General features: G+C 58.4%; 17 protein-coding genes and 1 tRNA gene. 12 read left to right on the top strand and 6 right to left on the bottom strand.

Annotated features, from left to right (window positions below):
* Positions 1-68: 68 nt before the first annotated feature.
* Genes AADJ11_RS05220 through AADJ11_RS05210 form a run of 3 tightly spaced genes read left to right on the top strand, consistent with a single transcriptional unit; the run spans position 69 to position 3,201 of the window.
* Positions 69-1,151, top strand: coding sequence for an ABC transporter permease (locus AADJ11_RS05220; RefSeq protein ID WP_341233472.1), 1,083 nt, complete (start codon positions 69-71; stop codon positions 1,149-1,151).
* Positions 1,151-2,071 carry an ABC transporter permease gene (locus AADJ11_RS05215; RefSeq protein ID WP_341233471.1) on the top strand — a complete coding sequence of 307 codons (921 nt, stop codon included), beginning with the start codon at positions 1,151-1,153 and terminating at the stop codon, positions 2,069-2,071. The genes AADJ11_RS05220 and AADJ11_RS05215 overlap by 1 nt, the downstream gene beginning before the upstream one ends.
* A gap of 56 nt (positions 2,072-2,127) precedes the next feature.
* Positions 2,128-3,201: a BMP family ABC transporter substrate-binding protein gene (locus tag AADJ11_RS05210; protein WP_341233470.1), complete on the top strand. Its 1,074-nt coding sequence runs from the start codon at positions 2,128-2,130 to the stop codon at positions 3,199-3,201.
* A 75-nt stretch (positions 3,202-3,276) separates the two neighbouring features.
* Here the strand turns inward: AADJ11_RS05210 and AADJ11_RS05205 are convergent, their stop codons facing one another.
* On the bottom strand, positions 3,277-4,326 hold the full coding sequence (locus AADJ11_RS05205; protein WP_341233469.1) for a YeeE/YedE family protein: 1,050 nt from the start codon (positions 4,324-4,326) through the stop codon (positions 3,277-3,279).
* 61 nt (positions 4,327-4,387) lie between these two features.
* Between AADJ11_RS05205 and AADJ11_RS05200 the strand changes: the two genes are divergently transcribed.
* From AADJ11_RS05200 to AADJ11_RS05180, 5 genes are read left to right on the top strand one after another with little or no spacing between them, the layout of a single operon-like run.
* Entirely contained in the window at positions 4,388-5,101 is a 714-nt protein-coding gene (locus AADJ11_RS05200) for a glutathione S-transferase (protein ID WP_341233468.1), read from the top strand.
* A 43-nt stretch (positions 5,102-5,144) separates the two neighbouring features.
* Positions 5,145-6,083 (top strand): aldo/keto reductase, encoded by a 939-nt coding sequence (locus AADJ11_RS05195; RefSeq protein WP_341233467.1) that lies wholly within the window; start codon positions 5,145-5,147, stop codon positions 6,081-6,083.
* Positions 6,080-7,159 carry an FAD-dependent oxidoreductase gene (locus AADJ11_RS05190; protein WP_341233466.1) on the top strand — a complete coding sequence of 360 codons (1,080 nt, stop codon included), beginning with the start codon at positions 6,080-6,082 and terminating at the stop codon, positions 7,157-7,159. The genes AADJ11_RS05195 and AADJ11_RS05190 overlap by 4 nt, the downstream gene beginning before the upstream one ends.
* Entirely contained in the window at positions 7,156-7,806 is a 651-nt protein-coding gene (locus tag AADJ11_RS05185; RefSeq protein ID WP_341233465.1) for a DUF938 domain-containing protein, read from the top strand. The genes AADJ11_RS05190 and AADJ11_RS05185 overlap by 4 nt, the downstream gene beginning before the upstream one ends.
* Positions 7,807-7,808: 2 nt before the next feature.
* Entirely contained in the window at positions 7,809-8,591 is a 783-nt protein-coding gene (locus tag AADJ11_RS05180; protein WP_341233670.1) for a GH25 family lysozyme, read from the top strand.
* A gap of 19 nt (positions 8,592-8,610) precedes the next feature.
* Here the strand turns inward: AADJ11_RS05180 and AADJ11_RS05175 are convergent, their stop codons facing one another.
* From AADJ11_RS05175 to AADJ11_RS05160, 4 genes are all read right to left on the bottom strand, one after another.
* Entirely contained in the window at positions 8,611-11,106 is a 2,496-nt protein-coding gene (locus tag AADJ11_RS05175) for an FAD-dependent oxidoreductase (RefSeq protein ID WP_341233464.1), read from the bottom strand.
* 219 nt (positions 11,107-11,325) lie between these two features.
* Positions 11,326-12,729, bottom strand: coding sequence for an FAD-linked oxidase C-terminal domain-containing protein (locus AADJ11_RS05170; RefSeq protein WP_341233463.1), 1,404 nt, complete (start codon positions 12,727-12,729; stop codon positions 11,326-11,328).
* A gap of 15 nt (positions 12,730-12,744) precedes the next feature.
* Positions 12,745-14,523, bottom strand: a complete 1,779-nt coding sequence (gene ggt, locus AADJ11_RS05165; RefSeq protein WP_341233462.1) for a gamma-glutamyltransferase — start codon at positions 14,521-14,523, stop codon at positions 12,745-12,747.
* 29 nt (positions 14,524-14,552) lie between these two features.
* A complete protein-coding gene (locus AADJ11_RS05160) occupies positions 14,553-15,539 on the bottom strand; it encodes a D-glycerate dehydrogenase (protein ID WP_341233461.1) in 987 nt (328 codons plus the stop codon).
* 126 nt (positions 15,540-15,665) lie between these two features.
* Between AADJ11_RS05160 and AADJ11_RS05155 the strand changes: the two genes are divergently transcribed.
* The 4 genes from AADJ11_RS05155 (at position 15,666) to AADJ11_RS05140 (ending at position 18,805) form a co-directional block, all read left to right on the top strand.
* Complete coding sequence (locus AADJ11_RS05155) at positions 15,666-16,175, top strand: SH3 domain-containing protein (RefSeq protein ID WP_341233460.1); 510 nt, start codon at positions 15,666-15,668, stop codon at positions 16,173-16,175.
* Positions 16,176-16,228: 53 nt separating this feature from the next.
* Positions 16,229-17,218, top strand: a complete 990-nt coding sequence (locus tag AADJ11_RS05150) for an NADPH:quinone reductase (RefSeq protein WP_341233459.1) — start codon at positions 16,229-16,231, stop codon at positions 17,216-17,218.
* Positions 17,219-17,334: 116 nt separating this feature from the next.
* A complete protein-coding gene (locus AADJ11_RS05145; protein WP_341233458.1) occupies positions 17,335-18,651 on the top strand; it encodes a mechanosensitive ion channel family protein in 1,317 nt (438 codons plus the stop codon).
* A gap of 79 nt (positions 18,652-18,730) precedes the next feature.
* Positions 18,731-18,805, top strand: a tRNA-Gln gene (locus AADJ11_RS05140).
* A gap of 228 nt (positions 18,806-19,033) precedes the next feature.
* Here AADJ11_RS05140 and katG read toward each other — a convergent pair.
* The gene (gene katG / locus AADJ11_RS05135) at positions 19,034-21,211 is read right to left on the bottom strand and encodes a catalase/peroxidase HPI (protein WP_341233457.1); all 2,178 of its coding nucleotides are present in this window, start codon (positions 21,209-21,211) and stop codon (positions 19,034-19,036) included.
* Positions 21,212-21,294: the final 83 nt, after the last annotated feature.

The raw sequence follows: 21,294 nt of genomic DNA, 5'->3' as shown, positions 1-21,294 counted from the left end.
CTTGAACCAATGGCGCATAAAATCTGCCCCCCCGTGGGATATTTAAGAGCCAGAGAAGGGGCAGCCCAGTGATCAGATTGGAAAAGCGGCCGCAGGCAAGTCAGGCGTTTTCTTGGGCGGCACCGGTTTTGGCCGTTTTGGCGACGATGTTTTTTGGCGGGCTTTTGTTTGCTGCTTTGGGCAAGGACCCTTTGGCGTCGATTGAAACGATCTTCTGGGAGCCTCTGTTCGGTGATTTCGCGTTTTATTACCGCCCGCAACTGCTGATCAAAGGCGCACCTTTGGTGTTGATCGCCATCGGTTTGTCCCTCGGCTTCAAGGCGGGCATCTGGAATATTGGCGCAGAAGGCCAGTATATCATGGGGGCCATTTTCGGCGCGGCGACCGGATTGGCCTTCTACCCGACCGAGAGTTTTCTGATCTTTCCGCTGATGATTTTGGCCGGTGCATTGGGCGGCTGGATTTGGGCGATGATCCCCGCGCTGTTAAAAGTTAAATTCGGCACAAACGAGATTTTGGTATCCTTGATGCTGGTCTATGTGGCCGAGCAATTTCTGTCCTCGATGGCGCTTGGCCTTTTGAAGAACCCCGAAGGTTTCGGCTTTCCCGGCAGTCGCAATTTGCAGCAATATGCATCGGCCCATAATGCGGAGCTGATCGCAGGATCGGGCATGCATTGGGGTGCGGTTGCGGCATTCGTTGCGGTGATCTTTGCCTATGTATTGCTCGCGCGGCACCGGCTGGGTTTTGCAATTCGTGTCACAGGCGAGGCACCGCGCGCCGCTAAATTCTCTGGCGTAAACCCGACACGTCTGGTGTTGTTTTGCATGGGCATGTCCGGACTGCTTGCTGGTCTTGCCGGCATGTTCGAGGTCGCAGGCCCAGCGGGGCAGATCACCATTGATTTCAACGTCGGCTATGGGTTCACCGCCATCATCGTTGCGTTTCTGGGCCGCTTGCACCCCATCGGTATTCTGCTTGCGGGCGGGCTGATGGCCTTGACCTATATCGGTGGCGATATCGCACAAAGCCAGCTGGGTCTGCCAGCCGCTGCCATTCAAGTGTTCCAGGGCATGCTGCTGTTTTTCCTACTCGCCTTTGATCTTTTCACCAATTACCGGCTGCGCATCGGCCGGGCGGAGGTCGCGTAATGGATCTTTCAGCCATTAATCCAATCTTGTTCGTTGCCGGCTTTCTGGTCGCAGCGACGCCGCTGATCTTTGCCGCTTTGGGCGAGCTGGTCGTTGAGAAATCGGGCGTCCTGAACCTGGGCGTCGAGGGCATGATGATCATGGGGGCCATTTGCGGCTTTGCCACTGCCGTGGAAACCGGATCGCCGCTGCTGGGCTTTGCTGCGGCGGCTATTGGCGGTGCGCTTCTTAGCTTGTTGTTTGCGTTCCTGACCCAGATCACCTTGGCCAATCAGGTGGCATCGGGGCTGGCGCTCACCCTCTTCGGGCTGGGGTTTTCAGCGTTGCTGGGCCAAAGCTATGTCGGGATCAAACCGCCACGACTGGCCGAAGTGAACTTTGGCCCCTTGCACGATATCCCGGTTATCGGCCCGATTTTATTCTCGCATGATATTATTCTGTATCTGGGGTTCGCATTGGTCGTCGCGGTATGGGCCATGTTGAAATTCACGCGCGCCGGTTTGATCCTGCGTGCGGTGGGCGAAAGCCATGATGCCGCGCATGCGCTTGGCTATAAGGTGGTGCGCATCAGAACCTTGGCGATCATGTTCGGCGGGGCCTGTGCGGGGCTGGGCGGGGCCTATATCAGCCTGATCCGTGTGCCCCAATGGACCGAAGGGATGACCGCTGGCGTGGGCTGGATTGCGCTCGCCTTGGTCGTGTTTGCCAGCTGGAAACCATGGCGTCTGCTGCTGGGTGCCTATTTATTTGGCGGAATCACCCAGTTGCAGCTAAATCTACAAGGTGCAGGCGTTGCCATTCCGGTCGAGTATCTGGCAATGTCGCCCTATATCATCACCATCCTTGTATTGGTGGTTCTTTCCGCGGATAAAAGCAGTGCTCCGGCATCGCTTGGCCGCACTTTCCATGCCTCGTCTTAACGGGGTTACACTTCAAAATGCCCTATAAAAGGGCAGAATATTCAGGGGACTATGTTATGAAACTATCAACACTCCTCGCCAGCGCTGCGCTGGCGATCGGTCTTGCGGGCGGCGCTTATGCCGACGACAAGACCAAAGTCGGATTTGTCTTCGTGGGCCCTGTCGGTGACGGCGGCTGGACGTATGAACATAACCAAGGCCGTTTGGCCGTTGAGGCCGAATTCGGCGATAAAGTCGAAACCGTGTTTGTTGAAAACGTGGCCGAGGGCCCCGATTCCGAACGCGTTATGACGCAAATGGCGCTGGACGGTGCCGACCTGATCTTCACCACATCCTTTGGCTATATGGACCCAACGATCAATGTTGCGGCCAAATTTCCAAACGTGAAATTCGAACACGCCACCGGATACAAGCGCGCCGATAACGTTTCCACATACTCCGCACGTTTCTACGAAGGTCGCGCCATTCAGGGCCACATCGCGGGCAAGATGACCAAATCGAACATCATCGGTTACATCGGTTCCTTCCCGATCCCCGAAGTTATTCGCGGCATCAACTCTGCCTATATCCACGCTAAAAAGGTTAACCCTGACGTCGAGTTCAAGATCGTTTGGGCCTACACATGGTTCGACCCCGCAAAAGAAGCGGACGCAGCCAAGGTGCTGATCGAACAAGGCGCTGACGTTGTATTGCAGCACACCGATTCCACCGCGCCACAGGCAGCAGCCCAAGAAGCAGGCAACGTGATCACCTTTGGTCAGGCATCCGACATGGCGCAATATGCACCCATGCCGCGCGTGTCTTCGATCATTGATGATTGGGCACCTTACTATGTTGCACGCACCAAGGCCGTAATGGATGGCACATGGACGTCGACCGACACATGGGACGGCATCGGCGCTGGCATGGTTGGCATCGGTGAAATCACAGACGCGGTTCCAGCAGACGTGAAAGCCGAAGCATTGGCGCTGAAGGCGTCCATCGCCGACGGTTCGTACCACCCGTTCACCGGCCCGCTGAAAAAGCAGGACGGCACTGACTTCTTGGCAGATGGCGAAACAGCTGATGATGGCACACTGGCTGGCATGAACTTTTACGTTGAAGGCATCACAGGCGACATCCCGAACTAATCGGACCCGCTGTTGAAGCTTGAAAGGCCCTGCTGACGCGGGGCCTTTTTTCGTGTCGGGGCCTGCTTTGTGCGGTTACCCGCGGGGTGCGCGGTCAATCAACCGATCTGCAGCCATCCCCGAAAGCCACATGGATACCAAAGCCACCCAAGCGGTCAGCGCAAAGGTCGACCCGCCCGTAACACCGGCCCCGATGGTGCAACCACCCGCTGTCATCGCGCCAAAGCCCATCATCGCGGCCCCCGCCAGATAGCGCTGCATGGACCGCGCGCCATCCCAGCCTTGCCAGATCAATCGCCCTGCCATCAGCGCAGACACAAACGCACCGACAGCCACGCCGGGAACCAGACCAACATCAAATTCCAGCACAGAATTTGCCGACAAAAGATACATCAGCGTATCGGCAGACGGTCCTGAAAACGTCAAACTGCCAACAGGAACGGGGTCAAAGCTGATCTGCGAGAGGGTATAGGTCAGATACCAGCCCACAGCGACGGAAAACCCGACCCCGCAGCCGAACAAAAGCGTGACCCAAGACACCCGGTTTCGAAATGCTATGACCAGCGCCAAAGCCGCAAAGCCGATGCCTATTGCGATGCCGCTGCCCGTGGGCATGTGTAGTGCCCACAAGATATTCGGGTTCGGCCCATGGGTGATCCATCCGCCGGATATCCATTCGCGCAGGGGCGACAACGCGCCCTCAAGGCTCATCTGCGCGACCACAGCAAAGACCAGCCCCGACAAGATCGCGCGCAAGTTGCCTGTTGCCCCCAACACCAGCAGCCGTCCCGGACATCCCCGCGCAAGGATCATGCCGACGCCAAAGATCATGCCACCGATCACAGCCCCCGAGATCGTACCGGGGGAGGCAAGCCAGCGGCTGGTTCCCAGATCAATAACGCCGGTGGCGTGCATTACCTGCGTCCACAGCAGCCCGGTTGAAAAGGTCAAAAGCCATACCGCCATGCGCGGCCCCAAAGTGGCGCGCGCGACCTCGACCGCAGCAGCGCGCAGGCAGAACCGGCTTTGCTCGGCTGATAGGCCAAAGATGATGCCCGTGACCACACCGGCCAACGCCGCGATCCCCGGCTCGCCCACTGTTTCCAAGACTGATGTCATATCCATAAACACATCCTATTTTTCGCATGTATCGGCGATAGATGGGTTTCGGACATTGATCTGTGTCATGGCCGCCCGCAAAAGGCCTGTCGACACGGTGATCTCGGGGCAAGCTGCGTATCATTGCGCTACCCATTACGCGGCAAAACGCTATCGTCGGGCCATGATAAAAATTCATCACCTTAACAGGTCCCGCTCTCACCGTATTTTGTGGCTGCTCGAGGAAATCGAACAGCCTTATACCATCGCTCCCTACAAGCGTGACGCTGTCACGAACCTTGCCCCGCCCGAGCTGAAATCGGTTCACCCGCTGGGCAAATCACCAATGATGGAAATCGACGATGTGTTGGTTGCCGAAAGTGCCGCGATCACTGAAACGCTCTGCGCGCGCTTTGCGCCGCAGATGATCCCTTCGCCAGATACCACTGCATATTTGCAGCATCTTGAGATGATGCATTTCGCCGAAGGGTCTGCAATGACGCCGATCCTGTTGAACCTCTATGTCAGCCGTTTGGGCGATGCGGGTGCCCCGTTGCACCCAAGAATCAAGGATGAGCTGCACAATCACTTTAGCTATATGGACAGCCTCGTGCGTCCATCCGGCCATTTCGTCCAAGACAGCCTGTCGGCTGCCGACATCATGCTCAGCTTTCCGGCAGAGATCGCGATGCGTGGCGGGGATGGTGCCGCGCGTTATCCGGCGCTGGCCGGTTTTGTTGATATGATCCATGCCCGCCCCGCCTATCAGCGCGCCACGGAAAAGGGCGCGATACAGGACTAAGATCGCCGTTGCGAAGGGGGGCGTGCCGTGTCACGGTTTGGGCATGAAACACACCCTGACCAGCCCAAACGGCACCCCCGCCAGCCGCCTTGCCTTTGGCACCATGCAATTTGGCGGGCGCGCGGATGCCGATGCCTCGCGCGCCATGTTCGATGCCTGCCTTGATGCGGGGATCACGCATTTCGATACCGCCCATGTCTATACCGACGGTGCCTCGGAAACACTGCTGGGCAGCTTTCTGGGCGACCGCCGCGATGATCTGATTATCGCGACCAAGGCGGCGTATGAAGGCGGGGCGGGCCGTGCCAATCTGCTGCAGTCCTGCGAGACGTCCCGCAGTCGGATGAAGCTCGACACGCTTGATGTGTTGTACCTGCATCGCTTTGATCCCGACACGGATATGCATGAGACGTTTGAAACCATGGCCGAGCTGAAAACCGCCGGGCATATCCGCCAAATCGGCCTGTCCAACTTTGCCGCGTGGCAGGTCGTCAAGGCGGCTGGGATAGCGGCTAAATTCGATCTGGATATCGCCGTGATGCAACCGATGTATAATCTGGTAAAACGTCAGGCCGAGGTTGAAATTCTGCCGATGGCCGATGATCTGGGCATTCTGGTTGCGCCGTATTCCCCCCTCGGGGGCGGGCTGCTGACCGGAAAATACGCGAGGGGCGAGGCCGGCCGTTTAACGCAGGATGACCGTTATGCCGCACGCTATGCGCCTGATGTGATGCATCAGACCGCTGTGGGCCTGTCCGATCTCGCCGACGGGCTCGGCGTGCATCCCGCGACCTTGGCCGTGGCATGGATCGCGGCCCACCCTACAGGCCCATCGCCAATTATCTCTGGCCGGTCGGTGGCGCAGCTGGCCCCGTCGCTGGCTGCAATGACATATGACACGCCCGCTGATGTATACGCCGAGATTGCCGCGCTTTCGCCCACACCGCCCCCCGCCACGGACCGCATCGAAGAACAAGCATGACAAAGATCATTGTGATAGGCGGCGGCATCGCGGGCATATCTGCTGCAGCGCGGCTGTCAGCCGATGCCGATGTAACGCTGATCGAAGGGGAAAAGGCGCTTGGCTACCACGCCTCGGGCCGCTCTGCCGCGTTGATTGAAAAGAACTATGGTGCGCCGTCAGTCCAAGCGCTGAACCGTGCCAGCGTCGACTATCTGGGCCAAGCCAACGGCGGATATCTGACGCAGCGTGGCTTGATGATCATCGCAGACACCCACGAGGAAGCGGCATTAGACGATGATTTAAAGACGATGGGGCTGGAACGGATCACTCCGGACGAGGCGCTAAAGATGGTGCCGGTGCTTGATCCTAAAAAGGTGGCTTTTGCAGGCTACCACGCCGATGCCCATGATATTGATACGGATCGGTTGATGCAGGATTTCGCCAAGGTCCTGCGCAGCAACGGCGGCAGCGTTCTGACAGGGCAACCTGTAACCGCAATCGCCCATACGCCGCAGGGCTGGGAGGTCACAGCGGGTGGCGACACACTGTACGCCGACAAGATCGTGAACGCAGCAGGGGCATGGGCCGATCAAATCGCGGTGATGGCAGGCATCCGGCCCGTTGGCATTATTCCTTACCGTCGGTCCATGGCACGGATCGCGACCCCCGGCGGGCATGACCCTGCCCGCTGGCCGATGTTCTTTGGCGTCCACGAAACATGGTATGCGAAACCTGATGCGGGCGCGCTGATCATTTCACCCGCAGACGAAGACCCCGTTGAACCCCATGACGCATGGGCGGACGATATGGTGCTGGCCGAGGGGTTGGAGAGGTATCAGAACATGGTCGCGATCCCCCTGACAAAACCGATTTCAACTTGGGCGGGCCTGCGCAGTTTTACCCCTGACCGGACGCTTGTGCTGGGCCCCGATCCCGACCAGCCCGATTTCATCTGGTGCGCCGGGCAAGGTGGCTATGGGTTTCAGACCAGCCCAGCCGCATCGCAGCTGGTGGCCGATCTGACTTTTGCCCGCCCGTCACCCCTGCCCGATGAAACCGTTAGTGCGTTGCGCCCCGACAGGCTGCGCCCATGACCCCGAAACTGCCGCCCAGCGCCAGTGTTGCCCTGCCCACAGGGGATGCGAAACTGCATGCCCCTGCCGCTGATCGTAACCGTGCCGCCTTGGTTGAGTTGCTAGGCAAACATGCGCCGCGGCATGGGCAGGGCTTGGAAATCGCGAGCGGCACCGGCCAGCATATCAGCGCCTTTGCAACGGCTTTCCCAGACCTTCACTGGCAACCGACCGAACCTGACGCCGCACGCCGCGCCAGCATCGACGCCTATACCGCCCAGTCGCTTGCGAAAAACGTCGCCCCCGCGATTGCGCTTGATGCGACCCAAGCTGGATGGCACGCGCAGTTCGCGCCGCAAAATGTGATCTTCCTGTCGAATTTGCTTCACCTCATTCCCGCAGATGCCGCGCAGCGGCTGATCGCCGAAGCCGCACGTGCCACAGCACCCGGCGGTTGTTTCATCCTATACGGCCCGTTCAGGCGCGCAGGCCATCTGACCTCAGAAGGCGACGCAAAATTTGATCGCGAGCTTCGCGATGCCGACCCAAAAATCGGGTATAAAGACACAACGGACGTCACCATTTGGCTTAGCAATGCTGGGTTCAGCCCGATTGATCAGGTCGAGATGCCCGCCAACAACCTGGCCTTTGCCGCGAGGAAGCCATGAACATGTCGCCCCTGCGCATCCTTGTTCTGCTCACGTCCCTTGCCGTCGCCGCTTGTGCAGCACCGCCAGTGTCCGTGCCGCTTGGCATGGTAACGACTGCAAACTTTACAGACCGCAAACCACATGATTGGGCGCGTCGTACCCCGCAAAGCTATGCCGTGCACGGTATCGACGTCGCGCGTTTTCAAAGCCCGCTGAACTGGGGTCAGGCCCGCATAAACGGCGTAAACTTTGCGTTTATCAAAGCGACCGAAGGCGGTGATCTGCTTGACCCCATGTTCGCGGACCACTGGCGGGGTGCGGGGCGATCCGGCGTCGCGCGCGGGGCCTATCACTTCTATTATTTCTGCACGACACCCCAAGCGCAGGCGCGCTGGTTCATCCAGAACGTGCCGAAAACACCCGGCATGTTGCCCCCGGTGCTGGATATGGAATGGAACCCGTTTTCCCCCACCTGCACCCTGCGCCCGCCAGCCCATATCGTGCGCCGGAACGCTCAAATATTCTTGCGCATTCTCAAGGACCATTACGGGCAGCAGCCCATCGTCTATACCACCCCGGATTTCTACGAAACAAACCAGATGGGCCGCTTGGGCGGGACAGAGTTCTGGCTGCGTTCAACCGCCGCCCACCCATCCGAGAAATACCCGAACGAGCGTTGGACATTCTGGCAATACACCAGCACCGGCCGCGTGCCCGGTGCCTTGGGTGATCTGGACATCAACGTATATGCGGGCAGCACGGCGAGCTGGGCAAACTGGCTGGCCCGCCGGCAGATCCGGTAATCACGCCTATAGTCGCGCGTTACCCGTCCATTCGAATGGTGGCGTTTTTCGGATCATAAGGGCTGTCTTCGACCACTTCGGCATCCCACAGCTGATCAAACATTTTGACCTTCAGCTTGGTGCCAACCGCGGCTTGCTCGGGTTTGACATAGCCCATGCCGATGGACTTCCCGAACGCCACCGAATACCCGCCCGAGGTCAAGCGCCCCACGCGCGTATCGCCGTGATACAAAACCTCACGGCCCCACGGATCAGCATCATCCGGCCCGTCAATCAGCAAGGTCACACATTGCGCGCGGATGCCATGTTCCTGCATCGCATCCTTGCCGTAGAAGTCCTTGGACAGATCAACAAACCGCGGCAGATCAGCCTCAAGCGGGGTCGCATCACGGCCCAGTTCAGTGCCAAACGCGCGATAAGACTTCTCCTGACGCAGCCAGTTTTGCGCCCGCGCGCCGACCAGCTTCATCCCGTGCTTTTCGCCCGCCTTTTCCAGCAGATCAAACAGATGGTTTTGCATTTCAATCGGGTGGTGCAATTCCCAACCCAATTCACCGGTATAGGCGACGCGAATGGCGCGCACCGGCACCATACCCAGTTCAATATTGCGCATGGTCAGCCACGGGAAACGCTTGTTGGATAGCACGGTTTCGGGATCGGCGTCCTTGATCACCTCTTTCAACACATCGCGCGATTTCGGCCCCGCGATGGCGAAAACACCCCATTGCGTGGTCACGTCATGGCATTCGATATAGCCAAATTCAGGTGCCTTATCCGCAATCGCCTTGCGCAAGTAATCGCTGTCATAGGCCGTCCACGCCCCTGCCGAAACGAGGTAGTATTCGTCTTCCGCCAACCGCACGATCGTATATTCCGTGCGTGTCGTGCCGTGGCTGGTCAGCGCATAGGTCAGGTTGATCCGGCCAACCGACGGCAGCTTGTTACAGGTGAACCAGTTCAGGAATTCCGTGGCACCCGGCCCTTTGACCAGATGCTTGGTGAACGCTGTTGCATCAATCAGGCCGACGCCCTCGCGGATTGCCTTGGCCTCCTCGACCGCATATTGCCACCAGCCCCCGCGCCGGAACGACCGGCTGTCGTGGTCATTGAACCCCATCGGCGCAAAATAGTTCGGACGCTCCCAACCGTTCACATGGCCAAACTGCGCACCCCGTACAGCTTGACGGTCATAGGAGGGCGATGTGCGCAACGGACGGCACGCGGGGCGCTCCTCGTCGGGATGGTGCAGGATATAGACATGCTCATACGCTTCTTCGTTCTTGCGCGCGGCATATTCGGTGGTCATCCAATCGCCGTAGCGTTTGGGGTCCAGCGATGCCATGTCGATCTCGGCCTCGCCCTCGACCATCAACTGCGCCAGATAATACCCCGTACCGCCCGCCGCTGTGATCCCGAATGAAAACCCTTCGGCCAGCCACATGTTGCGCAAGCCCGGTGCGGGGCCAACCAGCGGGTTACCATCCGGCGTGTAACAGATCGGACCGTTGAAATCATCCTTCAACCCGCAGCTTTCAGCCGACGGGATACGATGGTTCATCGCCATATACTGGTCTTCGATCCGGTCCAGATCCAGCTGGAACAAATCGGCACGGAAGCTATCCGGCACCCCATATTCAAACCGCGCCGGCGCGTTTTTCTCGTAAACGCCCAAGATCCAACCACCGCGTTCCTCGCGCACATAAGATTGCGCATCGGCGTCACGAATTACGGGGTGCTCGACATTGCCTTCACCCTTGCGGAATTCCACCAACTCCGGGTCCTGATCCATAACGATAAACTGATGCTCGACCGGAATGGCAGGCATCTTGATGCCCAGCATCTTGGCGGTGCGCTGCGCGTGGTTGCCCGACGCGGTCACCACATGCTCGGCCGTAATCACGACCTGCTCGTCTGACGGCACCAGATTCCCGCCGCGCTCGACCATTTTGGTCACGGTCACTTCCCAGGCTTCACCATTCCAGTGAAATGCATCGGCCTGCCATTTACGCTCAATCACAACGCCCCGCTGCCGCGCGCCCTTGGCCATCGCCATGGTCACATCGGCAGGGTTAATATAGCCATCCGTCTGGTGATAGATCGCGCCTTTCAAATCTTCGGTGCGGATCAGCGGCCATTTCGCCTTGATCTGATCAGGGGTCAGCCACTCATAGGGCACACCACAGGTCTCGGCCGTGGCCGCATAGAGCATGTATTCGTCCATACGTTCATCGGTCTGCGCCATGCGCAGATTGCCCACGACAGCAAAGCCCGCGTTCAACCCGGTCTCTTCCTCAAGCGTTTTATAAAACTTGATCGAATAGTCATGAATATGCGTGGTCGCATAGGACATGTTAAAATAAGGCAACAGCCCCGCCGCATGCCAAGTCGACCCGCTGGTCAACTCGTCACGCTCCAACAACATGACATCATCCCATCCCGCACGGGCCAGATGATACGCAATCGACGTGCCAACAGCACCGCCGCCAACAACCAATGCTTTGACTTGAGTTTTCATGTATCCAATGCTCCGCCGGACTAAGGGTTGCGCCGATATTTAACAGCCCCAGCGTAAAACGCACAGCCCAGCCGACCCATGACAGCCCAAATGCGACGCGACCCCAAAAACCAGCCCGCAAACCCTTTCCAAATGGAAATAAATCCCCGCCGGAGGCATCAAACGCCCCTGCGGGACGCAGGGGCAAACATCATGTCGCGCGTCAGCGCGTCCTTTGGATCAGCTTGGCAAGATTTTACCCGGGTTCATGATATTGTCCGGGTCCAGCGCGCGTTTGAGCGTGCCCATCACATCCACAGCAGCGCCAAGCTCCGAGATCAGATAGGGGCGTTTGCCCTGACCGATGCCATGCTCGCCGGTGCAGGTCCCCTCCATCGAGATCGCCAAGCTGCTCAACCAGCTGACGTATTCCTCGGCCCGTGCAACCTCGTCCGCATTGTCCATATCCAGCAACAGCGACGCGTGAAAATTACCGTCGCCTGCGTGGCCAACGATCGGCGCGATCAAACCTAACTCATCTGCCTTGGCATTCGCGGCCCCCACCGCATCGGCCAAGCGCGAGATCGGAACACACACATCCGTCGCAACAGCCTTGCAGCCGGGGCGCAGCGCCAGCATGGCCCAATAAGCGCCATGGCGCGCCTGCCACAGCTTGTTGCGTTCCTCGACTGTGGTGGTCGCCTGATAATCGGAACCGCCGTTTTCATCCGCTAACATGCTAAAGGTCTCGGCCTGCTCGGCTACACCCGCTTCCGATCCGTGGAATTCCAGCAGCAGCATCGGCGTTTCGGGCAGAGACAGCTTGGAATAGCCATTCACCGCCTTGACCACCATCGCATCCAAAAGCTCGATCCGGGCCACGGGCAGCCCGAACTGGATGACGCTCATCACTGTTTCGCAAGCTGCTTCAAGGCTTGGAAATGAACAGCGCGCTGAATTGATGGCCTCGGGGATGCCCTGCAATTTCAGGGTAATCTCGGTGATAATCCCCAATGTCCCTTCGGACCCGACCATCAACCGTGTCAAATCATACCCAGCAGAGGATTTACGCGCACGCCCACCGGTTCGGATCACGGTGCCATCCGCCATCACGGCCTCGACCGCGATTACGTTGTCCTTCATCGTGCCATAGCGCACAGCGTTTGTGCCTGACGCCCGTGTCGCGGCCATACCACCAAGTGATGCATTGGCCCCAGGATCGATTGGAAAAAACAGCCCCTGATCGCGCAAATGCGTGTTCAGCGCCTCGCGAGTTACGCCCGGTAGCACACGGCAATCCAGATCACCTGCGTTAACCTGCAACACGCGGTCCATCTGCGACAGGTCAATCGAAATACCCCCAGCCGGCGCGTTCACATGCCCCTCTAGCGACGTGCCGGTGCCAAAGGCAATCACGGGCACTTTATGTGCCGCGCAGACTTTTATCGCGTCCGAGACGTCTTGCGTTGATCGGGCAAAGATCACGGCATCGGGTGCCTGTGTCTTGATCCACGTCGTTGTATGCCCGTGCTGCTCACGGATCGCCTGACCGGTCTGAAACTGCTCTGCAAATTGCTGTTTTAGAATACCCAAAACGGTGGCAATGCCAGTTTCATTTCTGGGCAAATCTGTCGGCTGTACCATGTAGTCGTCCCTTGGTTACTGACCAAGGGCGATGCCTTCGCGGCGCGGATCGGCACCGCCGCTTAGACTGTCGCCGATGGCGATCATATGCAGGCCCGATGTCAGCGCCCGCGTCGCTGTTTTGTAGCCGAGGTTTTCCAACGCGTCGACCGAAACCGCCATGTCGGTGCCCTCTTCCAGATCATAGGTCCCGAACCGGTTCACAGCATGGGGCAGATTTGCCGCTTGCTGCACATCCATGCCCCAATCGATATGTGCAATGATCGCCCCCGCCACATAGCCGATGATGCGGCTGCCACCCGGGCTGCCCACCGCCAAAACGGGTTTGCCGTCTTTCATCACAATCGTTGGGGCCATTGATGACCGGGGCCGTTTGCCCGGTTCAACCCGATTGGCAATCGGCACGCCGTCCACATGGGACCGGAATGAAAAATCGGTCAATTCATTGTTCAGCAAAAAGCCACGCACCATCAAACGACTGCCAAAGCCGTTTTCGATTGTTGTGGTCATGCTGGCCACATTGCCCATGCCATCCACAATCGAGATATGCGAGGTCGATGGCAGCTCAATCGCCATATCATCCGCCCAGTTCAAAGCGTGATCAAAAGCCGGATTGCCGGGGGCAACTTGGGGCAGCGCGTCATCGCCCGCCAACAGCTTGGCGCGCTCGGCCAGATAGCTGGGGTCCAGCATGCCTTGCACGGGAACGGGCACATAATCGCTGTCGGCGACATAGCGGCCACGGTCCGCAAAGGCCAATCGAGACGCGTCGCCGATCAAGCGCAATACATTCGGGTCTTGGGGTCCGGCGCTTAGATCGTACCCTTCAAGAAGGCCCAATATCTGCCCGACAGCCAAAGCGCCCGAGGATGGCGGCCCCATACCGCAGACATCATGGGCGCGGTAGGCGGCGCAGACGGCGGCCCGTTCCCTGACCTGATAGATCGACAGATCCACCGGCGATAAAACACCGGGATTGCCTGCTGCCCCTTGGACGGTGGCAACGATATCAGCAGCAATGTCGCCTGCGTAAAAAGCATCCGCACCCTGATCCGCCAATAACGCAAGCGTGTTTGCGTAGTCAGGGTTTTTCAATGTCATCCCTGCCGTGATAGGTTGCCCGCCGGGCAGGAAATACGCGGCCGTGGTGGCAGAGCTTGCCAGCCGTTCCGCGTCGCTTGCCACAAGACCCGCCAGACGTGGCGATACGGTAAACCCTTTTTCCGCTAGGTCCGTCGCGGGGGCCAGCAGGTCGGCCCAATTCTGCGTGCCCCAACGGGCATGAGCCGCCTCAAGCAGCGCAGGTGTGCCAGGGGTACCGACAGACCGCCCGCCGACCACGGCGTCAAAGAACTTGAGCGGCGCGCCCGCATCATCTTGAAACAACTGCGGCGTCGCAGCCACGGGGGCCGTTTCGCGGCCATCTAGGGTTGTGATTTCACCGCTGGCTGCATCGTACCAAACCAGAAACGCGCCACCGCCAAGGCCCGAGCTTTGCGGTTCGACCAGCCCCAGTACGGTCTGCACGGCCACCAACGCATCTGCCGCCGTACCGCCTGCAGCCAGCACATCCGCGCCGGCCTGAACCGCATGGGGGTTGGCCGCTGCGACCATCCAGTTTTCCGCCAACACCGGTTTTCCCGCGTCTTTGGCGGCAAAGGCAGCGGTCACGTCTGCCGATATCGCCTCGAACGCCCCCGCTCCTGCTGCCTCTGGTGCCACAGTATCGGCGGCCTGTTGGGCAAGCGCCCCACCGGCCAAACATATTGCTACGGCTGTTAGGGTCATGCGCATGGGGGAAACTCCGTCTTTGTTAAAGGGGGTTACAGCATTGAGGGGACAACCTGATCCGGCGGGCGGTGGCCGTCTTCGAAGGTCTTGATATTGATGATAACTTTCTCGCCCATCTCGATCCGGCCTTCTAGCGTGGCGGACCCCATGTGCGGCAACAGTACCACGTTATCCAATTCGCGCAGGCGCGGGTTGATGTCGGTGCCGTGTTCATAAACATCCAAGCCAGCACCCTGCAATTCGCCAGCCCGCAGCATCCGCGTCAGGGCGTTTTCGTCGATCACTTCCCCGCGCGAGGTGTTCACGATCACCGCTTCGGGCTTCATCAGTCTCAAACGACGGGCGTTCATCAGATGAAAGGTGCTCGGGGTATGCGGACAGTTGATACTCAGCACATCCATACGCGCGACCATCTGATCCAGGCTTTCCCAATAGGTGGCACCCAGTGCTTCCTCAACCTCGGGGCGCAAACGGCGGCGGTTGTGGTAATGCACCTGCATGCCAAAGGCCGCAGCCCGGCGCGCAACGGCCTGACCAATACGGCCCATACCAAGGATACCCAAACGGCGCCCACTGACCCGACCGCCCAGCAACGCCGTAGGGGCCCAGCCTTTCCAGTCGCCCGATTGCATTTGCGCCATGCCTTCGGACATGCGGCGCGTCACCGCGAGAATAAGCGCCATGGTCATGTCAGCCGTATCATCGGTCAAAACGCCGGGGGTGTTGGACACAAGAATGCCGCGCTGGCGGGCTGTCGTGACATCAATATGGTCAACACCAGCGCCATAATTCGCAATCAGTTTCAACTGTTCGCCCGCTTGGCCCAAAAGGGCCGCATCGATTTCATCCGTGACCGTAGGCACCAGAATGTCAGCCGTCTTCATAGCCGTGGCCAATTCAGCCCGGGTCATTGGCGTATCATCTTCGCGCAATGTCACCTTGAAAAGTTCCGACAATCGCTTCTCAACGACCTCCGGCAACCGTCGCGTGACTACAACACTTAGCGGTTGCTTTGACATTTTGAGCCTCCCAAATCTGGCTTTGCGCTTTGCTTGGTGGCATGGTGTCCCAAGCGGCGACGAGGCACAAGAACTTCGCGGCGTAAAAGAGCACAAAATCAACAACCAAAGACCAAGCAGGCCGTCATGACACCCAAGTTCAGTTTCGCCCTATTGGGGGCGCTGGTATCGATTCAACTGGCTTTCAGCACCGCCCAGGCGGCCGAGGAGGTTGGCCAGGTCACCAATCTGCCCGTGCCACGATACGTGTCGATGAAGGCCGCCGAAGGCAATGTGCGGCGCGGGCCGTCGCTGACCCACAGGATCGATTGGGTTTTCAAACACCGCGACATGCCCCTGCGCATCACAGCCGAACATGGCCACTGGCGCCGCGTCGAAGACCGCGATGGCATGGGCGGCTGGGTGCATTATTCGCTGTTATCCGGCACCCGCACTGTATTGATCGAACAAGACAAACTGAAACTCTTGACCCGCCCAGACCCGAACGCCCCTGTTGCCGCTGAATTCGAAGTCGGTGCCATTGCACGGCTGGGGGAATGCAGCCTTGAATGGTGCTTCCTGCGCGCGGGCGGGTACAAAGGCTGGGCCCCCAAGGCACGTCTTTGGGGCGTTGGCACCCGAGAGATACGCGACTAGGGTTGCGCAGCGGTCTTTGGATCGACCACATCTGACAAGACAAGGATACAGCCATGCGCGCGATCACCTATTCCACGTTGGGCGAAGCCCGCGATGTTCTCAAGCTGGTTGAGATGGCAACGCCCTCTCCGGCCCAAGACGAGGTTTTGGTGTGTCTGGCCACGTCCGGCGTGAACCCGTCCGACGTCAAATCGCGGCGTGGCAGACCGGGCATGACAAAGCCGCCCTTTGATCAGGTTATTCCCCACAGCGATGGCGCAGGCGTGATCGAGGCGGTTGGCGAAGGTGTCGATGCCGCGCGGATTGGACAACGGGTCTGGATTTGGAACGGCCAGTGGCAGCGCCCCTTTGGCACCGCTGCTACGCATATCGCGCTTCCCTCTGCGCAAGCCGTTGATCTGGCCGATGAGGTTTCGTTTGAGGCCGCCGCAAGTTTCGGCATTCCTGCCCTTACCGCCTGCCACGCCGTTTTTAACGGTGAAGACGTCAAGGGCCAGACGATCCTGATCCAAGGCGGCGCTGGCACTGTGGGCTATCTGGCCGTGCAACTGGCCAAATGGGCAGGCGCACGTGTGATCGCCACCACAGGCAAAGACGGCGCGCGCCGCGCACAAAAAGCCGGGGCCGATGTGGTGCTGGATTATGCCTCCCCCGATTTGTTGGAACAGGTTCTGGCTGCCAATGATGGCAAGCCGGTCGATACGGTGATTGAGGTCGAATTCGGCGTGAATATCGGGCTGGATGCCGAAGTGATCAAACCAAACGGGCGCATTGCAGCCTATGGATCGGCCAAGGAAATGACGCCGACCCTGCCTTTCCTGCCGCTGCTCTTCAAAGCGGTCACAATCGATATTATTCTGGTTTACCTTCTGACGGACGCCCAACGCCGGGTTGCCATCGACAAGGTCCATCAGGCCTTGGCCGACGGCGCGCTGGACTGTCCGGTTGAACAGATATTCCCGTTGTCAGAAACAATCCGCGCCCATGAGGCCGTCGAAGCCGGGGCGCGGATGGGTGCCATTCTGGTGGATTGTTCCGCGTAAGATATCCGCGCGGGGCGGAATTTTTCAAAAATTCCGGGGCGATTTCTTTGAAAGAAATCGTGCTATACGTCAAACTATCTGGCAATCAGCATGGCTTGGACCTCAGGAGACACCCTATGAAATATCTTGCGCTGCTTCTTTGCCTGCTGTCGCCGCTAAGCGTGGCGGCGCAAAATACGACCGTCCAACCCACCGGTGCTATAGCCGTTCAAGAAAGCACCGATGACGACCGTGCCATAGCACAGCGCATCCGTGAAATTATTGCCGAGCTCGACGGATACAGCAGCGTCGATGTTGCGGTATCTGCCGGGATCGTGACCCTTACGGGAACCACCGTTGATGCCCAAACGGCCAAGCAGTTGACCGATCTTGTCGGGCGGATCGAAGGCATTGTCGCCATCGAGAACGAGATTTCGGAAACCACAGATGTCAGTCAGCGGCTGAACCCCGCGCTGGACCGGTTCAAAAGCCGCATGGCCCAAACCGTGGCGTTTCTACCGCTTGCCGGGGTCGCGCTGGCGATTTTTGCGTTTGTCGTTCTATTGGGGTTTTTCATCGCCAGATGGCAGCAGCCGTGGGACAGGCTTGCCCCGAACGCCTTCATCGCTGACATATACCGCCAGATTATCAGGCTGGTGTTTATTATCGCCGCCTTGGTGCTTGCCCTTGATATTGTTGGCGCAACCGCCCTTTTGTCGGGCATTTTGGGTGCGGCGGGTATTGCGGGCCTCGCCATCGGGTTTGCGGTGCGCGACACCGTGGAAAATTTCATCGCCTCGATCATGCTCTCCGTGCGCCAGCCCTTTCGCCCTAATGACACGGTCGAGATTGAAGGCGACACCGGCAAGGTGATTCGACTGACCAGCCGCGCCACGATTTTGCTGAGCTTTGATGGCAACCATATCCGTATCCCGAATTCGACCGTCTTTAAGGCGCGCATCGTGAATTTCACCCGCAACGCAGAGCGCCGGTTTTCGTTTGAGCTGGGCATGGCCCCCGACACCGATTTCGCCGCTGCGCGCAAGCTGGGGCTAGAAACACTGCTCGCGTTGCCCTTTGTCCTGAAAAACCCCGAACCCAGCGTTTGGATCGAAACGATTGGCGACAGCACCATTTCACTGCAATTCACCGCTTGGGTGGATCAAACAGATACCAGCATTAGCCTTGCCCGTGGCGAGGCCATCCGCCTGACAATCGCGGCCTTTGACCAAGCCGGCTACGCCATGCCGGAACCCACCTATCGCGTGGTGCATCCATCGCAGACCACCCCGGCAGAGCCTGAGACCAAGGCCAGACGCGATTCGCCCGCACCGGCGACCACAGCCCCGCAAGACGTCGACGCAAACGCCGAGAAAGCGCTGGAACAGATCGTCGATCAAGAGCGCGCGGGGACAGAAGACGACTTACTCACGGAAGAAGCCGCAAACGAATGAGTTTCAGCCAAAACTCTGCATTTTTTCTCCATTCAGGTCTTGCACCATCCCCGATCCCGGACTAAATAACGGCCAGTGATGGGATGTGGCCTAGCGGTAGGGCACCTGTTTTTGGTACAGTAGATCGTAGGTTCGAATCCTACCATCCCAGCCACTACTCTTCTGAACATTGATGTAAGAACGCCAACCAGCCGCCGTGCTGATTGTTGATCAGCTGTGCGGCTTTGCGTTCCAGAATGTAGGTTGAAGAATTGCCAGCTAAAGCTCCGCGCTTTTTAGCGGATCATTTGCTGATGACACCGTTTCATGATGTCCGATTGGATATTACCCAAGAAAATACCCCCGCGCCGCTTTAGTTAAGCAGCGCAGGGGTGAGGGCAATTTATGCCGCGACGTCGAAGCGGTCAGCGTTCATGACTTTGACCCAAGCTGCCACGAAATCCTTGACGAATTTTTCGGCATTGCCGTCTTGGGCGTACACTTCGGCATAGGACCGCAGGATCGAGTTGGACCCGAACACCAGATCCGCACGGGTTGCTGTCCATTTCACATTCTCGGTGCCACGATCCCGGATCTCATAGATGCCGCCGTCAACAGGATGCCAAGAATAGCGCATGTCAGTCAGGTTGACGAAGAAATCAGGTGTCAACGCGCCAACACGGTCTGTGAACACACCATGCTTGGTACCACCATAGTTGGTCCCCATGGCACGCATACCACCGATCAGGACTGTCATCTCGGGGGCTGTCAGGCCCATAAGCTGTGTGCGATCCAGCAACATTTCTTCGGGGCTGGTCACATAGTCCTTCTTCATCCAGTTGCGATACCCGTCGGCAAGCGGCTCAAGCGGTTCAAAGGATGCCGCATCGGTCATCTCGTCTGTGGCGTCGCCGCGACCCGGGATGAACGGAACCGAAATGTCGAAACCAGCGGCTTTTGCAGCGTCTTCGACACCTTGGCTACCGGCCAGAACGATCACATCAGCGATGCTTGCGCCGGTGTCGTTCGCAATGCCTTCCAGCACACCAAGAACTTTGGCAAGGCGCGCAGGTTCGTTGCCTTCCCAGTCTTTCTGGGGGGCCAGACGAATGCGCGCACCATTGGCACCGCCACGCATGTCAGAGCCGCGATATGTGCGCGCGCTGTCCCATGCGGTTGATACCTTTTCTTCCAGCGACAAGCCGCTGTCTGCGATGCGTACCTTGACTGCTTCGACATCATAGCCGGTGTTGCCCGCGGGTACCGGATCTTGCCAGATCAGCGTTTCTTGAGGTGCGTCGGGGCCAAGATAGCGTTCTTTGGGGCCCATGTCGCGGTGGGTCAGTTTGAACCAAGCACGTGCGAACGTGTCTTTGAAATACTCAGGATCAGCCATGAACCGTTCACAGATCTCGCGATAGATCGGGTCCATCTTCATCGCCATATCGGCGTCCGTCATGATCGGGTTGCGGCGGATTGTTGGATCGCTCGCATCAAGGGGTTTGTCTTCTTCCTTGATATCGATTGGTTCCCACTGCGACGCGCCGGCGGGGCTTTTCTTGATCTCCCATTCGTATCCGAACAGCAGCTTGAAATAGCCCATGTCGAATTTGGTCGGGTCGGTTGTCCATGCACCTTCAAGGCCGCTGCTGATCGCCATGCTGGCGGTGCCAGTCCCCTTTGGGTTGCCCCAACCGAAACCTTGCGTTTCGATTTCACCAGACTCCGGTTCAGCGGCAAGGGTCGCCGCATCGCCATTGCCGTGACATTTGCCGACTGTGTGACCACCTGCGGTCAGCGCGGCGGTTTCTTCGTCGTTCATCGCCATCCGCTTGAATGTCTCGCGCACATGCAAACCCGATCTGATCGGGTCGGACTGGCCATTCACCCCTTCTGGGTTCACATAGATCAGGCCCATTTGCACAGCAGCCAACGGGTTTTCCATGGATGCGGGGTTTTCCATATCTTCATAGCGGCCATCGCTGTCGGCCAGCCATTCTTTTTCCGCACCCCAATAGGTGTCGATTTCCGGGTGCCAGATGTCTTCGCGACCAAAGGCGAAACCAAACGTTTTCAGGCCCATCGATTCATATGCGATGTTGCCCGCAAGGATCATCAAGTCGGCCCAGCTCAGCTTGTTGCCGTATTTCTTTTTGATCGGCCACAACAAGCGGCGCGCTTTATCAAGGCTGACGTTGTCAGGCCAGGAGTTCAAAGGCGCAAAACGCAAGCTGCCCGTGCCGCCACCGCCACGACCATCGGCCAGACGGTATGTGCCGGCGGAGTGCCACGCCATACGGATCATGAAGCCACCATAGTGACCCCAGTCAGCAGGCCACCATTCTTGGCTGTCCGTCATCAGCGCGTGCAGGTCTTGCTTAAGCGCCTCAACGTCAAGTTTCTGAACCTCTTTGCGATAATCAAAATCCGCATCCATCGGATTCGTCTTGCTGTCTTTCTGGTGCAAAATGTCGAGGTTTAGCGAATTGGGCCACCAAGACATTACAGAGGATTTGCTAGCCGTATTACCGCCGTGCATTACAGGGCATTTGCCCATCGAACCGTTATCATTGCCGTCCATGTTCATCTCCGATTGGTATGTGATCTGGTGTTTTATTTAGAATGGCGCAGTGGGTGCAGACATCAAAACATCGCTCCAACAGG

Origin of the sequence: uncultured Sulfitobacter sp., from assembly GCF_964021855.1 — a bacterium.
Classification (GTDB): domain Bacteria; phylum Pseudomonadota; class Alphaproteobacteria; order Rhodobacterales; family Rhodobacteraceae; genus Sulfitobacter.
The sequence above is the reverse complement of the archived record's forward strand: the minus strand, read 5'-3'. Positions and strand labels throughout refer to the sequence as shown.

Bases quoted from the DNA above. Each gene is read 5' to 3' on its own strand.
- AADJ11_RS05215 (WP_341233471.1), top strand. From the start codon at position 1,151: ATGGATCTTTCAGCCATTAATCCAATCTTGTTCGTTGCCGGCTTTCTG.
- AADJ11_RS05210 (WP_341233470.1), top strand. From the start codon at position 2,128: ATGAAACTATCAACACTCCTCGCCAGCGCTGCGCTGGCGATCGGTCTT.
- AADJ11_RS05205 (WP_341233469.1), bottom strand. From the start codon at position 4,326: ATGGATATGACATCAGTCTTGGAAACAGTGGGCGAGCCGGGGATCGCG.
- AADJ11_RS05200 (WP_341233468.1), top strand. From the start codon at position 4,388: ATGGCCGCCCGCAAAAGGCCTGTCGACACGGTGATCTCGGGGCAAGCT.
- AADJ11_RS05195 (WP_341233467.1), top strand. From the start codon at position 5,145: ATGAAACACACCCTGACCAGCCCAAACGGCACCCCCGCCAGCCGCCTT.
- AADJ11_RS05190 (WP_341233466.1), top strand. From the start codon at position 6,080: ATGACAAAGATCATTGTGATAGGCGGCGGCATCGCGGGCATATCTGCT.
- AADJ11_RS05185 (WP_341233465.1), top strand. From the start codon at position 7,156: ATGACCCCGAAACTGCCGCCCAGCGCCAGTGTTGCCCTGCCCACAGGG.
- AADJ11_RS05180 (WP_341233670.1), top strand. From the start codon at position 7,809: ATGTCGCCCCTGCGCATCCTTGTTCTGCTCACGTCCCTTGCCGTCGCC.
- AADJ11_RS05175 (WP_341233464.1), bottom strand. From the start codon at position 11,106: ATGAAAACTCAAGTCAAAGCATTGGTTGTTGGCGGCGGTGCTGTTGGC.
- AADJ11_RS05170 (WP_341233463.1), bottom strand. From the start codon at position 12,729: ATGGTACAGCCGACAGATTTGCCCAGAAATGAAACTGGCATTGCCACC.
- ggt (WP_341233462.1), bottom strand. From the start codon at position 14,523: ATGCGCATGACCCTAACAGCCGTAGCAATATGTTTGGCCGGTGGGGCG.
- AADJ11_RS05160 (WP_341233461.1), bottom strand. From the start codon at position 15,539: ATGTCAAAGCAACCGCTAAGTGTTGTAGTCACGCGACGGTTGCCGGAG.
- AADJ11_RS05155 (WP_341233460.1), top strand. From the start codon at position 15,666: ATGACACCCAAGTTCAGTTTCGCCCTATTGGGGGCGCTGGTATCGATT.
- AADJ11_RS05150 (WP_341233459.1), top strand. From the start codon at position 16,229: ATGCGCGCGATCACCTATTCCACGTTGGGCGAAGCCCGCGATGTTCTC.
- AADJ11_RS05145 (WP_341233458.1), top strand. From the start codon at position 17,335: ATGAAATATCTTGCGCTGCTTCTTTGCCTGCTGTCGCCGCTAAGCGTG.
- katG (WP_341233457.1), bottom strand. From the start codon at position 21,211: ATGGACGGCAATGATAACGGTTCGATGGGCAAATGCCCTGTAATGCAC.